12 protein-coding genes are annotated in these 17,222 nt (G+C 35.9%); 11 read left to right on the plus strand and 1 reads right to left on the minus strand.

Translation table 11 applies throughout. From position 1 onward, the window contains the following. Window positions 1-75 precede the first annotated feature (75 nt). The 9 genes from AAC084_RS06825 (at window position 76) to AAC084_RS06865 (ending at window position 12,813) form a co-directional block, all read left to right on the plus strand. A complete protein-coding gene (locus AAC084_RS06825; protein WP_339838667.1) occupies window positions 76-1,446 on the plus strand; it encodes a c-type cytochrome in 1,371 nt (456 codons plus the stop codon). Between the two features lie 35 nt (window positions 1,447-1,481). Next, window positions 1,482-4,601, plus strand: coding sequence for a TAT-variant-translocated molybdopterin oxidoreductase (locus AAC084_RS06830; RefSeq protein ID WP_339838670.1), 3,120 nt, complete (start codon window positions 1,482-1,484; stop codon window positions 4,599-4,601). 32 nt (window positions 4,602-4,633) lie between these two features. Continuing rightward, complete coding sequence (gene nrfD / locus AAC084_RS06835) at window positions 4,634-6,379, plus strand: NrfD/PsrC family molybdoenzyme membrane anchor subunit (RefSeq protein ID WP_339838673.1); 1,746 nt, start codon at window positions 4,634-4,636, stop codon at window positions 6,377-6,379. A gap of 2 nt (window positions 6,380-6,381) precedes the next feature. Beyond that, window positions 6,382-6,912, plus strand: a complete 531-nt coding sequence (locus AAC084_RS06840) for a DUF3341 domain-containing protein (RefSeq protein ID WP_339838675.1) — start codon at window positions 6,382-6,384, stop codon at window positions 6,910-6,912. Window positions 6,913-6,914: 2 nt separating this feature from the next. After that, window positions 6,915-7,475 carry a cytochrome c gene (locus AAC084_RS06845; protein WP_339838677.1) on the plus strand — a complete coding sequence of 187 codons (561 nt, stop codon included), beginning with the start codon at window positions 6,915-6,917 and terminating at the stop codon, window positions 7,473-7,475. Window positions 7,476-7,490: 15 nt separating this feature from the next. Next, the gene (locus tag AAC084_RS06850) at window positions 7,491-8,825 is read left to right on the plus strand and encodes a quinol:cytochrome C oxidoreductase (RefSeq protein WP_339838680.1); all 1,335 of its coding nucleotides are present in this window, start codon (window positions 7,491-7,493) and stop codon (window positions 8,823-8,825) included. Between the two features lie 32 nt (window positions 8,826-8,857). Beyond that, window positions 8,858-9,961, plus strand: a complete 1,104-nt coding sequence (locus AAC084_RS06855; RefSeq protein ID WP_339838683.1) for a cytochrome c oxidase subunit II — start codon at window positions 8,858-8,860, stop codon at window positions 9,959-9,961. Window positions 9,962-10,025: 64 nt separating this feature from the next. Beyond that, window positions 10,026-11,855 carry a cbb3-type cytochrome c oxidase subunit I gene (locus AAC084_RS06860; RefSeq protein WP_339838687.1) on the plus strand — a complete coding sequence of 610 codons (1,830 nt, stop codon included), beginning with the start codon at window positions 10,026-10,028 and terminating at the stop codon, window positions 11,853-11,855. Between the two features lie 130 nt (window positions 11,856-11,985). Beyond that, window positions 11,986-12,813: a DUF2807 domain-containing protein gene (locus tag AAC084_RS06865; protein ID WP_339838690.1), complete on the plus strand. Its 828-nt coding sequence runs from the start codon at window positions 11,986-11,988 to the stop codon at window positions 12,811-12,813. On the opposite strand, the gene AAC084_RS06870 is transcribed toward AAC084_RS06865, so the two are convergent. Then, the gene (locus tag AAC084_RS06870) at window positions 12,810-15,074 is read right to left on the minus strand and encodes an acyl-CoA dehydrogenase (RefSeq protein ID WP_339838692.1); all 2,265 of its coding nucleotides are present in this window, start codon (window positions 15,072-15,074) and stop codon (window positions 12,810-12,812) included. The two genes, AAC084_RS06865 and AAC084_RS06870, sit on opposite strands and share 4 nt — an antisense overlap. A gap of 130 nt (window positions 15,075-15,204) precedes the next feature. Between AAC084_RS06870 and ruvB the strand changes: the two genes are divergently transcribed. Together ruvB and queG are read left to right on the plus strand one after the other, a co-directional pair. Next, window positions 15,205-16,227, plus strand: coding sequence for a Holliday junction branch migration DNA helicase RuvB (ruvB, locus tag AAC084_RS06875; protein WP_339838694.1), 1,023 nt, complete (start codon window positions 15,205-15,207; stop codon window positions 16,225-16,227). 2 nt (window positions 16,228-16,229) lie between these two features. Further along, entirely contained in the window at window positions 16,230-17,150 is a 921-nt protein-coding gene (gene queG, locus AAC084_RS06880) for a tRNA epoxyqueuosine(34) reductase QueG (RefSeq protein WP_339838946.1), read from the plus strand. The last annotated feature ends 72 nt before the right edge of the window (window positions 17,151-17,222 follow it).

The raw sequence follows: 17,222 nt of genomic DNA on the forward strand, positions 1-17,222 counted from the left end.
AGGCATTTGATAGATATTAATAGGTTTTATCTGTGACCAAAATCATGCCAAGATTCCGATAGAAATATTCGATATATGAAAAAGGTTCCATACCGAAATCAGTTTTCTAAAATTTTAGGATTATCCCTAATACTTTTTTTACTTTTTGCTAGTCCATTGACGGCTCAAGATGCTACAGTTGATAGTTCAGTGACGGAAGCTGCCGCTGGTGGCGGTGACGCTGCGAATGGTAAGGCTTTGTTCAATCAGAACTGTGCTGCGTGTCACGCATTAAATCGTAAGATGACTGGCCCTGCTTTGGCGAATGTAGAAGGTAGGTTAAGCGAAGATGAAGGTTTAGCTAAAGAATGGTTGTATAGTTGGATTAAAAATAGTCCAAGTATGATTAAGTCCGGTGATGCATATGCTAATAAGGTTTATGCAGAATACAATCAGGCTGCTATGACTGCTTTCCCAACATTATCCGATGGTGATATTGATGATATTTTAGCGTATACGGCTGCTCCGCCACCTACAGCACCCGCATCTGCTGCTGTTGATGGTCAATCTGGTGTAAATGGTTCTGGTGGTTCTTCTGGAGTGTCTAATGAAATAATCTTAGGTGCGTTAGTGCTGGTTTTTGGGCTTTTAGTAATTATGTTGTTGCTTGTTAATAAAACATTGCAACGTATTGCTCAAGCAAATGGTATTGTTGTTGAAAAAGAAAACGCTGAAAAAAGAACTCCAATTTGGAAAGCTTTCGCTCAAAATCAATTTTTGGTCTTAGTGACTACAATATTTTTATTGTTGGGTAGTGCTTACTTCGCATACGGATGGATGATGCAGGTGGGTATTGATCAAGGTTATGCGCCAATTCAGCCTATTCATTATTCTCATAAAATACATGCTGGTGATAATAAAATTGAGTGTAAGTATTGTCACTCATCTGCTAGGGTTTCTAAAACTTCTGGAATTCCTTCATTAAATGTTTGTATGAATTGTCATAAATCTATTTATGAGTATGCTGGTAATCCAGAAGGTCCTTCTAAAGAAGATATAGAGAATGGTTATACAAACGAGTTTTATACAGGTGAAATAAAGAAATTGTATAAAGCTGTTGGTTGGGATGAAGAGAATCAAAAATACACAGGGGAAAGTCAACCTGTAGAATGGGTTCGAATTCACAATCTTCCTGATTTTGCATATTTTAATCACTCACAGCATGTTTCAGTGGCTGGTGTTGAATGTCAAACATGTCACGGTCCAGTAGAGGAAATGGAAATAATGTATCAATATTCTCCATTAACAATGGGTTGGTGTATAGATTGTCACCGACAAACCAATGTTAAGGTTGAGGGTAATGAGTATTACGAAAAAATACATGCTGAACTTTCTAAGAAGTATGGTGTAGATAACTTGACAGCTGCTCAATTGGGTGGTCTGGAATGTGGAAAGTGTCATTATTAATAATAAATTAAAGAAGCTAATTACAGATAATACGTATGGCATCAAACAAAAAATATTGGAAAAACGAAGCGGAGTTAAATCCTAACGATTCCATTGTTGAGGCACTAAAGCAGAACGAATTTGTAGAGCAGATTCCTGTTGATGATTTCTTGGGTGACAAGGAAACTTTGTCTGCCACAAACACAAATCGAAGGGATTTCTTGAAGTATGTTGGTTTTAGTACAGCTGCGGCTTCTTTGGCTGCATGTGAAGGTCCGGTTATAAAATCGATACCTTATGTTGTGCTTCCAGAAAATATAGTTCCTGGTGTTGCAAATTTTTATGCAACTACAATTGCCAATGGTTTTGACTTTGCGAGTATTTTAATAAAAACACGAGAAGGTCGACCAATCAAAGTAGAAAACAATACTTTGGCTAAAGTTGGCGGTTCTGCTAATGCAAGAGTTCAGGGTTCTGTTCTTTCTTTGTATGATAGTACTAGATTGCAAGGTCCATTAGCAAATGGCGAGCCAGTTGAATGGGATGTGTTGAAAGCTGCGGTTAAATCTAAAATGGGCGGACTTAAGGGTTCTTCTAAAAAGATTGCTTTGCTTACTCAAACCTACGCTAGTCCATCTACTGATCGTTTGTTGGCTGATTTGATGTTGGCAAATGAAAATGTAGTTCATGTTACTTATGATGCGATTTCTCAGGATGCTGCTTTAACTGCCTTTGAGAATAGGTATGGTGAGCGTGCTTTAGCGGATTATGATTTCGAAAATGCAGGTTTAATTGTTTCTTTTGGTGCTGATTTTATTTCTGATTGGCAAGGTGGAGGATACGATGCCGGTTATTCAAGAGGTCGTGTTCCTAAGAAAGGAAAAATGTCTAGGCATGTGCAGTTAGAGGCGAATATGTCTTTAACGGGTGCTAATGCAGATAAGCGTATAGCAATGAAGCCAAGTGCGCAAAAAGTGGTATTGGCTAAGTTGTACGGTAAATTGAATGGTACTACTGTTGGTGGTAACACTTCAGAATTTGATGCAGCTGTTGATATGTTGGCTGCCGAAATTAAGAAAGCCGGCTCAGATGCTGTTGTAGTAACTGGTTTGGATGATGTTAATGCTCAAACTGTTGTTTTGGCGATTAACGAAATGTTGTCGAGTAAAGCGTTTGATGTTACGGCTCCTAAATATATCAGAAAAGGTAATGTAAAGGCTGTGAATTCTTTGATTTCTGATATGAAAGCAGGAAGAATTGGAGCGTTAATGATTGATGGTGTAAACCCATTGTATTCTTTGCCAAATGCAGTAGATTTTAAAGAAGGTCTTTCCAAAGTTGATCTTACTGTTGCTTTTTCAACAAATTGGAATGAAACTACCGAAGCTGTGCAATATGTGGCAGCAACAAATCACTATTTAGAATCTTGGGGAGATATTCAAATTAAAAAGGGGCATTACAGTTTAATGCAACCTACTATTAAAGAATTATTTGATACGAAGCAGTTTCAAACAGTTGTTTTAGAATTGTTAGGAAGTGATCAATCGTATTATGATTATATAAAACAAACATGGAACGATAATGTATTGAACGGTGCAAACTGGAATCAAGCATTGCAAGACGGTGTTTTTAGTGCTGAAACCATGATGGTTGTTGCTGATGGTTCCACTCAAAATGCTATTTCGTCTGAAGAAGTTTCTGAAGTTGTAGGTGTGGTGCCAATTGCTTCTGCAATTCGTAGTTTGGCCAATACAACAAGCGATGGTATGGAGCTTACTTTGTATTCGAAAGTAGGTATGGGTGATGGACAGCAAGCTAGTAATCCTTGGCTTCAAGAATTTCCTGACCCTATAACAAGAGTTTCATGGGATAACTATGTTACTATTTCAAAAGCTGATGCTGCTGAGTTAGGTGTTGAGAATGTGAATGTCGCTAATGGCGGTATGGATGGTAATTATGTTAAGCTTACAGTAAATGGTGTAAGTCTAGAGCAAATTCCTGTAGTTGTTCAACCTGGTCAAGCGAAAGGTTCTGTGGGTCTTTCTTTTGGTTACGGTAAGAAAGTAGGGTTGAAAGAGGATATGCAGACAGGTGTAAATGCCTTTATGTTATATGATGGTTTTAGTGCCAATCAATCTGTAAGTGTAGAGAAAGTTTCAGGTAATCACGAGTTTGCCTGTATTCAATTACATAAAACCCTAATGGGTAGAGGGGATATTATAAAGGAAACAACTTTAGAAATATTCAATACGAAGGATCACTCAGAATGGAATGAAGTTCCTATGGTTTCTTTGGATCATCAAGAAGTTCCTGCAACATCAGTTGATTTATGGGATAGTTTTGATCGTACAATCGGTCATCATTTCAACATGTCAATTGATTTGAATGCATGTACAGGATGTGGTTCTTGTGTTATAGCATGTCATGCTGAAAATAACGTTCCTGTTGTTGGTAAGGCAGAAGTAAGAAAGTCAAGAGATATGCACTGGTTGCGTATTGATAGATATTATTCTTCTGAAGAGACTTTTGAGCAAGATGATACTAAGAAAGATGAATTTGATGGCTTAACTGGCGATAAAGGATCATTGAGTGGTTTTGGGGAATTAGAAGATCCATCTGAAAACCCGCAAGTTGCCTTCCAACCGGTAATGTGCCAGCATTGTAATCATGCGCCATGTGAAACTGTTTGTCCTGTAGGTGCTCCAGTACATGGAAGACAGGGTCAAAGTCAAATGATATACAACAGATGCGTAGGTACAAGGTATTGTGCAAACAACTGTCCTTATAAAGTACGTAGATTCAACTGGTTTTTGTATAATAATAATGATGAGTTTGATTTTCATATGAATAATGATTTGGGTAAAATGGTTTTGAACCCAGATGTTAATGTTCGTTCTAGAGGGGTTATTGAAAAGTGTTCATTGTGTATGCAAAAAACACAAAAGACCATTTTAGATGCCAAACGAGATGGACGAGTAATTGAAGATGGAGAGTTTCAAACCGCGTGTTCTTCAGCTTGTAGTAATGGAGCCATTGTATTTGGTGATGTTAATGATGAGAAGAGTAAAGTGGCAGAATTAAAGGAGAGTGACCGTATGTATCATTTATTGGAGCATGTAGGAACTCAGCCAAATGTTTTCTATCATGTTAAGGTTAGAAACACCAACGAAGCATAATCAATAGTAGAAAGTAATTATAACAAAAGTCTATGGCGTCGCATTACGAAGCACCTATACGTAAACCCCTAGTAATTGGAGACAAAGGCTACCACGATGTAACTGTGGATATTGCCGCTCCAGTAGAAGGAAGAGCAAATAAGCATTGGTGGATAGTTTTTTCCATTGCCTTAGTGGCATTTCTTTGGGGAGTAGGTTGTATTATTTATACGGTCTCTACCGGTATCGGTACATGGGGTCTTAACAAGACCGTGAATTGGGCTTGGGATATAACCAACTTTGTTTGGTGGGTAGGTATTGGTCATGCTGGTACATTGATTTCAGCGGTACTTTTATTATTCCGTCAGAAATGGAGAATGGCAATTAACCGTTCTGCGGAAGCTATGACCATTTTCTCTGTAATTCAGGCTGGTCTTTTTCCAATAATTCACATGGGTCGTCCTTGGTTGGCATATTGGGTTCTTCCAATTCCAAATCAATTTGGTTCATTATGGGTTAATTTTAATTCACCATTACTTTGGGATGTATTTGCTATTTCAACGTATCTATCTGTTTCTTTAGTATTCTGGTGGACAGGTTTACTTCCTGATTTCGCAATGATTAGAGATAGAGCTGTTTTGCCTTTTCAGAAGAAAATATACAGCTTGTTAAGTTTTGGATGGAGTGGTCGTGCTAAAGATTGGCAACGATTTGAAGAAGTGTCATTGGTGCTTGCGGGTCTTGCAACTCCTTTAGTTCTATCTGTACATACCATTGTATCTTTTGACTTTGCTACTTCGGTAATACCGGGTTGGCATACAACTATTTTTCCACCATACTTTGTTGCTGGAGCTATTTTCTCTGGTTTTGCGATGGTGAATACATTGTTGATTATAATGAGAAAGGTATGTCATTTAGAAAATTACATTACCATTCAGCATATAGAATTAATGAATATCGTTATCATGCTTACCGGTTCTATTGTAGGTTGTGCCTATATTACCGAGTTGTTTATGGCATGGTATTCTGGGGTTGAATATGAACAATACGCGTTCTTGAATAGAGCTACCGGTCCTTACTGGTGGGCATACTGGTCAATGATGACATGTAATGTGTTCTCGCCTCAGTTTATGTGGTTCAAGAAACTTAGAACGAGTATAATGTTCTCTTTCTTTATTTCGATTGTGGTGAACATTGGTATGTGGTTTGAAAGATTCGTAATTATCGTAACTTCATTACATAGAGATTATTTACCATCATCTTGGACAATGTTCTCGCCAACATTTGTAGATATAGGTATATTCATAGGTACAATAGGATTCTTCTTTGTTCTATTCCTTTTATATGCTAGAACATTCCCTGTTATTGCTCAGGCCGAGGTTAAATCTATTTTGAAAGCCTCAGGAGAGAAATATAAGAAACTAAGGGATGCTGGTAAGCCATTATATACGATTAAAAAAACTAAAGTAGAAGTAAAGGAGTCTATTACTGATGATGTGTTAATGGGTGAAGTTAAACCTGCTGTTGATGATAAAGTTGGTGTTTCTGATTTGTTAAGTGCAGTTGGTACTTTTGATGCAACAACGCAACAAGCAGATAACTTGAAAAAGGTGAAAGGTATAGGTCCGCAAATGGAAGCAACCTTGAATCAAATAGGAATTTACACATTTGCTCAAGTGGCTAGAATGACAGAACGTGAATATAACTTGTTGGATTCTATTACAGGTTCGTTCCCCGGGAGAGCACAGAGAGATGATTGGGCAGGTCAGGCAACTATTTTATTAAATAACAAGAGATAATTATGGCATCTAAAGTTATACATGCTTTTTACGACGATGATGATGTGCTTATGCTTGCCGTTAAGAAGGTGAAAGCAGCAAAACATCATATTGAAGAGGTATATTGTCCTTTTCCAGTACATGGATTGGACAAAGCAATGGGATTGGCACCGACAAGAATAGCTATAACTTCATTCTTATACGGTTGTGTTGGTCTTGCGGTTTCGGTATTAATGATGAACTACATCATGATAGAAGATTGGCCTCAAGATATTGGTGGTAAACCAAGTTTTAGCTATATAGAGAACATGCCGGCATTTGTTCCGATTATGTTTGAATTAACGGTGTTTTTTGCAGCTCACTTAATGGTGATTACCTTTTATCTTAGAAGTAGATTGTGGCCTTTTAAAGATGCGGAAAATCCGGATGTAAGAACAACGGATGACCATTTTTTAATGGAAATTGAGATCCATGATAATGAGCAGGAATTAAAAGATTTATTAATGGATACAGGAGCTGTTGAAATTAATGTATCAGAAAAAAACAGTCATTAAATATGAACAGTTTTAAAAACATAGCAATACTATTTGCTTTAGTCGTATTGGTTACATCTTGTCAAAATGATAAGTCACGTAATTATCAATATATGCCTAATATGTACGAGTCAGTTGGTTATGAGACTTATGGTGAGGCAGGTTTTTTGCCAAATCAATCTGAAGCCTTATTACCTCCTGCGAATACTATTAACAGAGGGTGGTTGCCTTATGAAATTGAAAATTCACCTGAAGGAAAAGAATTGGCTAGATTGCAAGGAAGTCCATTAGATTCAATTAATGTTGATGATAATTTAGCAAAAGGTGGTCAATTGTATACAATTTATTGTGCGATATGTCACGGTGATAAAGGTGATGGTAAAGGAACCTTGGTAAAGAGAGAAAAGATATTGGGTGTTCCAAGTTATGCTGATCCTGTTAGGAATCTAACAGTAGGTACTACATATTATACAATTCATTATGGATTGAATTCTATGGGGTCTTACGCTTCTCAAATGAATACAGAAGAGATGTGGCAAGTATCGGAATATGTAATGCAATTGAAACAAGATTTAACCAAATAATAGGTAAACAATACTATGTATACGTTTTCAAATAGACTTAAAATAGCTTCCATTATTCTAATGATTGTAGGTGCATTAGGAATTATAGGTGGATTTGTTATGGCTCCTGGAACTATAGCAGAGGCAAAGGCCATGGTGGCTAGTCATGACGAAGGTCATGGTGATGCACATGAAGCTGAAGCTGCGCATGCACCTAAGGAAGATGATCATGCTGTTGCAGATGCTCATGGTGAAGAACATGATTCTTCACACGATCAGCATTTGTTGGATCAATTACAAAATAGACCATGGGCAGCATTATATGTTGCTGCATTCTTTTTTATGATGATATCATTAGGTGTTTTAGCCTTTTACGCAATTCAGCGTGCTGCGCAAGCAGGGTGGTCTCCATTGTTGTTTAGAGTTATGGAAGGAATAACGTCATATCTTGTTCCAGGCGGAATTATTGTTTTTGTTATACTTCTACTTTCAGTGTTACATATGAATCATTTATTCATCTGGATGGATGCAGATGTAGTTGCACATGATGCTTTATTGCAAGGTAAATCAGGATACTTGAATCCTACTTTCTTTTTAATTAGAGCGGCGATATTTTTAGCTGGATGGATTGGATATAGAGAATATTCAAGAAAACTATCCTTGGCTCAGGATGAGTCTGATGACAATTCTAATTTTAAATTGAACTTCAAAATATCTGCTGGTTTCTTGGTGTTTTATTTGATATCAGAATCAATAATGTCTTGGGATTGGTTAATGAGTGTTGAACCACATTGGTTTAGTACATTATTTGGTTGGTACATTTTTGCAAGTATGTTCGTATCTGGTATTACTGTTATCGCAATGGTTACTATTTACTTAAAGTCAAAAGGTCATTTACCTGATGTTAACAATAGTCATATTCATGATTTAGCAAAATTTATGTTCGGTATTAGTATTTTCTGGACATATCTATGGTTCTCTCAATTCATGTTAATATGGTATGCTAACATTCCTGAGGAGGTAACATATTATGTAACTAGAATAGCAGATTATAGATTACCATTCTTTGGTATGGTAGCCATGAATTTCTTATTTCCGGTTTTATTGTTGATGAATAGTGACTATAAAAGAATTAATTGGTTCGTAATATTAACTGGTATTGTAATACTTGCGGGACATTATATGGATATATTCAATGCCATAATGCCATCTACTGTAGGTGAGAACTGGTATATTGGAATTCCAGAAATCGGCTCTGTATTATTTTTTGCAGGGTTATTTATTTTTTGGGTTTTTAGATCACTTTCAACAGCTCCTTTACAGCCTAAAAGAAATCCATTTATTGAAGAAAGCAGACACTTTCATTATTAATTCATAAGTAAAGTATAACATTTATATATACGATGACGACATTATTGACTTTAGCTGTTCTTGTACTTGTAGCGATTGCCATTTGGCAGTTGACTAAAATATTTGAATTATCACAGCTTAAAACTGAAAAGTATCAGATAGCTACAGATAGCGACAATAAGAATAACGGTTATATGTTATTCGCATTTTTAGTATTCATATACGGAATAACCATTTTTAGTTTTTGGCAATATGGTAAATTCTTATTACCTGAAGCTGGTTCTGCTCATGGTGAGGAGTATGATAGCTTGATGTTAGTTTCCATGGTTATCATCTTTATTGTTCAAACATTAACACAAGCATTATTACATTATTTCGGATATAAGTATAGTGGTAAAAAAGGTCAAAAGGCATTGTTTTATGCTGATAATGATCGTTTAGAATTCATTTGGACCATCATACCCGTTATTGTTTTAGCAGGTCTTATTTTATGGGGTCTGTATACGTGGACAAACATTATGGATGTTAACGACGAAGACGATCCATTAATAGTAGAACTTTATGCTCAACAGTTTAACTGGACCGCAAGATATGGTGGTGGAGATAATGTTCTAGGTGGTGCTAACGTTAGAATGATAGATATTGATAAGGCAAATGTACTCGGTTTAGATGAAGCTGATACATACGCTCATGACGATGTTATTGTTAAGGAATTACATTTACCAGTAGGTAGAAAGGTTAATTTTAAAATGCGTTCTCAAGATGTTTTGCATTCTGCTTATATGCCTCATTTTAGAGCACAAATGAATTGTGTTCCTGGTATGATTACAGAATTTTCTTTTACTCCGATATACACTACAGAAGAGATGAGAGCAAATCCTGATGTTGTAGATAAGGTGAAAAGAACAAACAAAATTCGTGCAGAAAAATCTGCAAGCACTGGAGAAGTTCTTGATCCATGGGAATTTGATTACATCTTGCTTTGTAATAAGATTTGTGGAAAATCTCACTACAATATGCAGATGAAAATCATAGTTGAATCTGAAGAGGATTATAATAAGTGGATGAAGGGTCAATCGACTTTTGCTGAAACCGTAATGAAAGATGATTCAGAACCTGCTTTTAATACAGTAGATTCTACGCCAGTAGGAGAGTAATTCAGTATTCCTCGAATAGAAAAAGGCTATAACAAGAAAATTAATAAAATTAAAGATTACGATTATGTCAGCAACAGCACATGCACATGTAGATGATCACGCACATGACGATCATGGACATCATCACAAAGAAACTTTTGTGACTAAATATATTTTTAGTCAAGACCATAAAATGATTGCCAAACAATACTTAGTAACAGGTGTATTGGTAATGGGTTTTATTGGTATAGCAATGTCATTATTGTTTAGAATGCAGTTGGCATGGCCGGGGGAATCATTTCCAATTTTTGAAGCTCTTTTAGGGAAATGGGCTCCAAGTGGTGTAATGGACGCAGATATTTATTTGGCTTTGGTTACCATGCACGGAACCATAATGGTCTTTTTTGTTTTAACAGCTGGTCTAAGTGGTACATTTAGTAACCTATTGATTCCATTACAAATAGGGGCACGAGATATGGCATCTGGTTTCCTTAACATGGTTTCATTTTGGTTGTTTTTTGTTTCTGCTGTTATAATGGTTATTTCATTATTTGTTGAAGCTGGGCCTGCAGCAGCGGGTTGGACTATCTATCCGCCTTTAAGCGCTTTGCCTATGGCTCAACCGGGTTCTGGTATGGGTATGACTCTTTGGTTAACATCCATGGCTATTTTTATTGCTTCTTCATTATTAGGTTCTTTGAACTATATCGTAACGGTTATTAACTTAAGAACAAAAGGAATGTCAATGACTAGATTGCCATTGACAATTTGGGCTTTCTTTGTTACGGCTATTATTGGTGTAATATCGTTTCCAGTATTATTATCTGCAGCGTTATTGTTGATTATGGATAGAGGTTTTGGTACTTCTTTCTTCTTATCCGATATATTTATTCAAGGTGAGGTTTTACATTATCAAGGTGGTTCACCAGTATTATTTGAACATTTGTTTTGGTTCTTAGGGCACCCTGAAGTATATATTGTGATTTTACCAGCAATGGGATTGGTATCTGAAATTATGGCAACTAGTTCGCGTAAACCTATATTTGGTTACCGCGCAATGGTTGCTTCAATACTTGCAATTGCCTTTCTTTCAACAATTGTTTGGGGTCACCATATGTTTATTTCTGGAATGAATCCATTTTTAGGATCTGTCTTTACGTTTACAACCTTATTAATTGCGATACCTTCTGCGGTAAAGGCTTTTAATTGGATTACAACACTCTGGAAAGGTAATTTGCAGTTAAATCCAGCAATGCTATTTTCTATTGGTTTTGTATCCACATTTATTACTGGTGGTTTAACAGGTATTATTTTGGGAGATAGTACATTAGATATAAATGTTCATGATACCTATTTTGTAATTGCTCACTTTCACTTAGTAATGGGAATCTCTGCACTATATGGTTTATTTGCAGGTGTGTACCATTGGTTTCCTGTAATGTTTGAAGGAAAGCTTCTAAATAAGAATTTGGGTTATGTACACTTTTGGGTGACTGCAATATGTGCTTATGGTGTATTCTTTCCTATGCACTTTGTCGGTATGGCAGGTGTACCAAGAAGATATTATGAAAATACGGCATTCCCAATGTTTGATGAGCTTACAGATATACAAGTGTTAATGACAGTGTTCGCAATCATTGCAGGGGCCGCTCAATTAGTTTTCGTTGCAAACTTTATCTATAGTGTTTTCTATGGTAAGGTTGGTCCTAAAAACCCTTGGAGATCTAATACATTAGAATGGACTGCTGAACAGAAACATGTTCATGGTAACTGGGTTGGTGCTATACCTGAGGTTCATAGATGGTCTTATGATTATAGTAAAGTTGATGAAAATGGTGAATATTTTATTCCAGGTCAAGACTTCATTCCCCAAAACATTCCACTACAGAAGGATGAAGAAGAAATGAGTCACTAGATAATTAAAAATTAGTAAAAAGCTCAACTAGTGATAGTTGGGCTTTTTTTTGTTAAGCTCTTAAGATATTGCTAAGTTGTTCGTTGATCACATAAAAATGAATACCTTCATTTATAAAAAACTATAGATTATGAAAAAGTTCGCCCTTCTTTTAATTGTTTCACTTATTTCTGTCCAGCTTTATTCACAAAGAAAGCCAAAAATAAAGGGTAATAAAAATGTAATTGAGGTTCGGGAGGATTTAGAGCCATTTACTGCAATTGAGCTTGCTGATGATTTGGATATTGTACTTCAAAAATCTTCTCGAGAAGGTTATGCATTAGAACTAGATGATAACCTAGTAGATGTTCTTAGATTCAAAGTTGATAACGGTACTTTGAAAATATCATCCTTCTATAATATTACTTCTAAGAGAAAACTAGAAATCACTATTTTCTTTCAAGAATTGAGCTCTGTTAAAATGTTGAATGGAAAGATTAGTATGCAAGATGTTATTTCGACAAATCGTTTAAATGTTTATACTGCAGGTACTTCTAGGTTAGAATTAAATGCTACAGCTGATATTATTGATATCACAATGGAAGAAATCAGTTCAGGTGATTTTAATTTGGCAAGTGATTCATTAAATATTACGCTAAAGGACAGAATTGATGTAAAACTTTATACTACAGGTGCCAATAATAGTATTTACATGTATGAGAATGCCTCAGCTAAAGTTGAAGGTACTGCCGATTTCTTAATGGCTAAATTATATGGGAACAGTTCCTTGAAAGCGTCTGATTTGCAAGCAAGTGATGTACTTCTATTGATAGAAGATTCCCCTGATGCGGAAATTAGAGCTTTAAGTAATTTTCAACTTAGTTCTAAAGGCGGTTCTAGAACTAAGCTTTATGGTGATCCTAAGATTACAATTTTGGATTTCTTAGATACGTCGAGATTGGAAAAGGAAAAAGACTAATTTGCTATTGGTGCTGTTAGGCAATGGTCTGGAATACCAAAGCCATCTACTAAACTACCCAAATGTGGTCTCAGTTCTGTACATAGTCTTTCTACACGTTGTCGTATAGCTTTTGATTTTGTACTTCCTATATAACCTTGTTCTAAATACCAAGAAGCATCTTTTCTTATTTCGTTTAATGCGTATAGTGTTCCTAATTTTTCAAAAAGAGCTTTGTAATCTGGATCCGTTATAGTCCTATTGTGCTCTAAAAATGATTTATACGCAAGTTCTACGCTATATGCTTTTCCTAATGTTAATAGATGTGTTTGAACTTTAAGGAAGGCTTGATAAGAAGGAATCCCTTTTTTAATGTAGCCTCTTATTCGCATTGCAATAGTATAGGTCAATCGCCGAGTTCTATGCTCAAAAGCATGTACATGAAACTTAGGGTTATATAAATGGTCTTTATCAGTTTTGTTGGTGTAAAGTGGATTTATGTTTGAAAGCCTATCGCCTAATTGGGAACTCAGTAATTTTAAAACAGTAGAAAAGCCTGCACTATTAAATTCCGCTTTAAAATCAGAAAGAACGCCCTTAGCGGCTAATTGTAGTAATACATTGTTATCCCCTTCAAATGTGGTAAAAATGTCAACATCACCTTTTAAATCAGCAATGCGATTCTCTAAAAGGTATCCTTTACCACCACAAGCTTCCCTACATTCTTGAATCGTGTTATTTGCATACCATGTAATAATAGATTTAAGTCCGGCAACTTGAGTTTCAACTTGTCTTTTGTCTGGTTGCGATTCATCACAATAAATTCTCATCATTTTGTCGAGGGTGATATGGTAGACATATGCACTTGCCACTAATGGTGTTAAACGTAATTGATGTGAAGGATAGTCCATCAGTAAATCTTCCTGAATTTTCACACTATCATTAAATTGTCTTCTTTTTAATGCATGTTTGATGGCGACTGTAAGTGCAAATTTTGCTCCACCAAGACCAGCTCTAGCAACGCAAATTCTGCCACCTACCAAGGTGCCTAGCATGGTGAAAAATCTTTTATTCGGATTTTTAATTTCAGAATAATAATCTCCATTACCCAGAATGGTTCCGTATTTATTAAGCAAATTTATTTTAGGCACTGAAACTTGATTGAACCATATTTTGCCATTATCTACACCATTTAAACCTAGCTTATAGCCGTTGTCTTCAACTTCAATTCCGGGTAATAAATCATGGTTCTCATTTCTTAATGGAACTAAAATAGCATGAACTCCTTCATTTTTTCCATTAACGATTAGCTGGGCGAAAACTGATGCCATTTTTGAATGAATAGCATTGCCTATATATTCTTTATTGTCATTTTTTCCAGGAGTATGAATAACTAGTGTTTCTGTGCTTTGGTTATACGTTGCCGTAGTCTTTATACCACGTACGTTAGAACCATGCCCTGTCTCAGTCATGGCAAAGCACCCTAAAAGATTTGCAGAACCTGCATCTGTCAGGTACTTGTCGTGATGTTTTTTTGTTCCTAGTTTTTGAATGCTACCGCCAAAAAGGCCGAATTGTACACCAAATTTAATAGCTAAACTTCCATCAACATACATCATGTTTTCAAAAATTGAGGCATAGCCTTCCATATCGTTGGTACCGCCATAGGCTTCTGGATATGCCATAGCGCCATACCCTTTATCGGCTAAAAACTCTACCTGCTTTAAAACATGATTTCTAAACTCTTCTTTATTTCTGCGAACCTCCCATGAAAATATTGGGTCATTCAAAACTGTTCTAAATCTATCGACTACCTCCGCATGATTACCTTTCAAAATGCTATCAATTTCTATTGCAGAATACTGGGTAGAAATTTTATCCACATCAATATGTACATCGAATAAGTGATTATAGTGATTTGGTTGAATGCCAAGGTTGATTTCTATTTTTTTAATATGATCATTAAAGGCGATATCTTTATGATAATGTGATGCTACCTTCTGGCTAAATGCTGTTAAAGGATAGGTTTCGTGCTCTACTAGCTTAACACCGCTATTCGTAATAAGTTGTTTCCAAGATTTAAACAATTGATTTTTAGGCGGGTTTTTTACATCTAACCAAGCGCGAAGTTGTTTTTTATCTTTTTGGGTTAAAGAACTGTCTTCAGAAATGGCATTTTCAACCACATTAATTTCCGAAGCCGATAATAGGTCATCAGACCAAATGATATAAAATACAGTGATATATTGTAGAATTTCTGCAGTGTAATTTTCTTTTGTCATAATATGAAATTACAATTTTTATACATAATTCTAATTAGTATTTGATGCTTGGTCTTTGTATTGATTAAAATGAATTTAGAAAATCACTTAACAATGAAGTTATCGGGTGTTTGTATATCTTTGTTAGTATATGAACGAGCATTTAGACCCATCTTCTGAAGGTTTCTCAAATGAGGAACTGGATATTGAAAGAGCATTGCGACCTATTAATTTTGACGATTTTACAGGTCAAGAGCAGGTGCTCGAAAATCTTAAGGTTTTTGTAGAGGCAGCGAATAGAAGGGGAGAGGCTCTTGACCATACTTTGTTTCACGGCCCTCCAGGTTTGGGGAAAACCACATTGGCCAATATTTTGGCTAATGAATTAGGGGTAGGTATAAAAATTACTTCAGGACCTGTTTTGGATAAGCCAGGTGATTTAGCCGGGCTACTAACTAATTTAGATGAACGTGATGTCTTATTCATTGACGAAATTCACAGATTAAGTCCCATAGTCGAAGAGTACTTGTATTCTGCAATGGAAGATTTTAGAATTGATATAATGATTGAAACTGGGCCTAATGCGCGCTCTGTTCAAATTAATTTAAATCCTTTTACATTGATTGGAGCAACTACTCGCTCCGGATTACTAACAGCGCCAATGCGAGCTAGGTTTGGTATACAAAGTAGGTTACAGTATTATTCAACCGAATTACTTTCTACGATAGTTGAACGAAGTGCCGAAATATTGCGTGTTCCTATTACCCAGGATGCAGCAATTGAGATTGCTGGTAGAAGTAGAGGTACACCTCGAATTTGTAACGCGTTATTAAGAAGAGTACGAGATTTCGCTGAAATTAAAGGGAATGGTTCAATAGATATGGAAATATCTAAGTTTAGCCTTAAGGCATTAAATGTTGATGCTCACGGTTTAGATGAAATGGATAATAAAATTTTAACCACAATTATCGATAAATTTAAAGGTGGACCAGTTGGTATTTCAACATTAGCTACTGCGGTTTCTGAAAGTTCAGAAACCATTGAAGAGGTATATGAGCCTTTTTTAATTCAACAGGGTTTTATTATGCGAACTCCTCGTGGTCGTGAAGTAACTGAACTTGCTTATAAGCATCTAGGTAGGGTAAAGGGTGAAATTCAAACAGGATTGTTTTGAGTATTGATATAAAATCTAAATGGACAAATAGTATTAAAACCGAAGCCAAACGCCTCGGTTTTTTATCATGCGGTATATCCAAATCAGATTTCTTGGAAGAGGAAGCGCCAAGATTGGAGAAATGGCTCAACAAAAACATGAATGGTGAGATGGGGTATATGGAAAACCATTTTGACAAACGCTTAGATCCGCGTTTGTTGGTAGAAGGTTCTAAATCTGTAATATCGCTACTACTCAATTATTTTCCGGAAGAAACTCAAGTGGAAGATTCTTATAAAATTTCTAAGTATGCGTATGGTCAAGATTACCATCATATTATTAAATCAAAATTAAGACAATTACAAGAGTTCATAACCGAAGAGATAGGTGAAGTCAATGGGCGTGCATTTGTAGATTCAGCGCCAGTTTTAGATAAGGCTTGGGCCGCAAAAAGTGGTTTAGGATGGATTGGGAAGAATAGTAATCTTTTAACCCAACAGGTAGGGTCTTTTTATTTTATTGCTGAACTTATTGTCGATATTGAATTGGAATATGATTATAAGGTTACTGACCATTGTGGTACATGTACTGCGTGTTTAGACGCTTGCCCTACCCAAGCAATAGTTGAACCTTATGTAGTAGATGGTAGTAAGTGTATTTCTTATTTTACAATCGAATTAAAGAATGAACTGCCCGCAGAGGTAAAAGGTAGTTTTGATGATTGGATGTTTGGTTGTGATATTTGTCAAGATGTTTGTCCTTGGAATCGGTTTTCAAAACCCCATAAGGAACCATTGTTCAATCCGAATGCAGACTTGCTCTCAATGACAAAAAAAGATTGGGAAGAAATTACAGAAGATATTTTTCAAAAAGTCTTTAAAAAATCAGCTGTAAAGCGAACGAAATTTGCAGGACTGACTAGAAATATCGATTTTTTAAAATAAAATATTTTCCTCAAACGTTTTCGAAAGTATTTGTTTCTCAGAAAAGTGTTGCTAACACTTAATTATATTATA

This window comes from uncultured Maribacter sp. (assembly GCF_963977385.1).
Taxonomy (GTDB): Bacteria; Bacteroidota; Bacteroidia; order Flavobacteriales; family Flavobacteriaceae; genus Maribacter.

Bases quoted from the DNA above. Each gene is read 5' to 3' on its own strand.
- AAC084_RS06825 (WP_339838667.1), top strand. From the start codon at position 76: ATGAAAAAGGTTCCATACCGAAATCAGTTTTCTAAAATTTTAGGATTA.
- AAC084_RS06830 (WP_339838670.1), top strand. From the start codon at position 1,482: ATGGCATCAAACAAAAAATATTGGAAAAACGAAGCGGAGTTAAATCCT.
- nrfD (WP_339838673.1), top strand. From the start codon at position 4,634: ATGGCGTCGCATTACGAAGCACCTATACGTAAACCCCTAGTAATTGGA.
- AAC084_RS06840 (WP_339838675.1), top strand. From the start codon at position 6,382: ATGGCATCTAAAGTTATACATGCTTTTTACGACGATGATGATGTGCTT.
- AAC084_RS06845 (WP_339838677.1), top strand. From the start codon at position 6,915: ATGAACAGTTTTAAAAACATAGCAATACTATTTGCTTTAGTCGTATTG.
- AAC084_RS06850 (WP_339838680.1), top strand. From the start codon at position 7,491: ATGTATACGTTTTCAAATAGACTTAAAATAGCTTCCATTATTCTAATG.
- AAC084_RS06855 (WP_339838683.1), top strand. From the start codon at position 8,858: ATGACGACATTATTGACTTTAGCTGTTCTTGTACTTGTAGCGATTGCC.
- AAC084_RS06860 (WP_339838687.1), top strand. From the start codon at position 10,026: ATGTCAGCAACAGCACATGCACATGTAGATGATCACGCACATGACGAT.
- AAC084_RS06865 (WP_339838690.1), top strand. From the start codon at position 11,986: ATGAAAAAGTTCGCCCTTCTTTTAATTGTTTCACTTATTTCTGTCCAG.
- AAC084_RS06870 (WP_339838692.1), bottom strand. From the start codon at position 15,074: ATGACAAAAGAAAATTACACTGCAGAAATTCTACAATATATCACTGTA.
- ruvB (WP_339838694.1), top strand. From the start codon at position 15,205: ATGAACGAGCATTTAGACCCATCTTCTGAAGGTTTCTCAAATGAGGAA.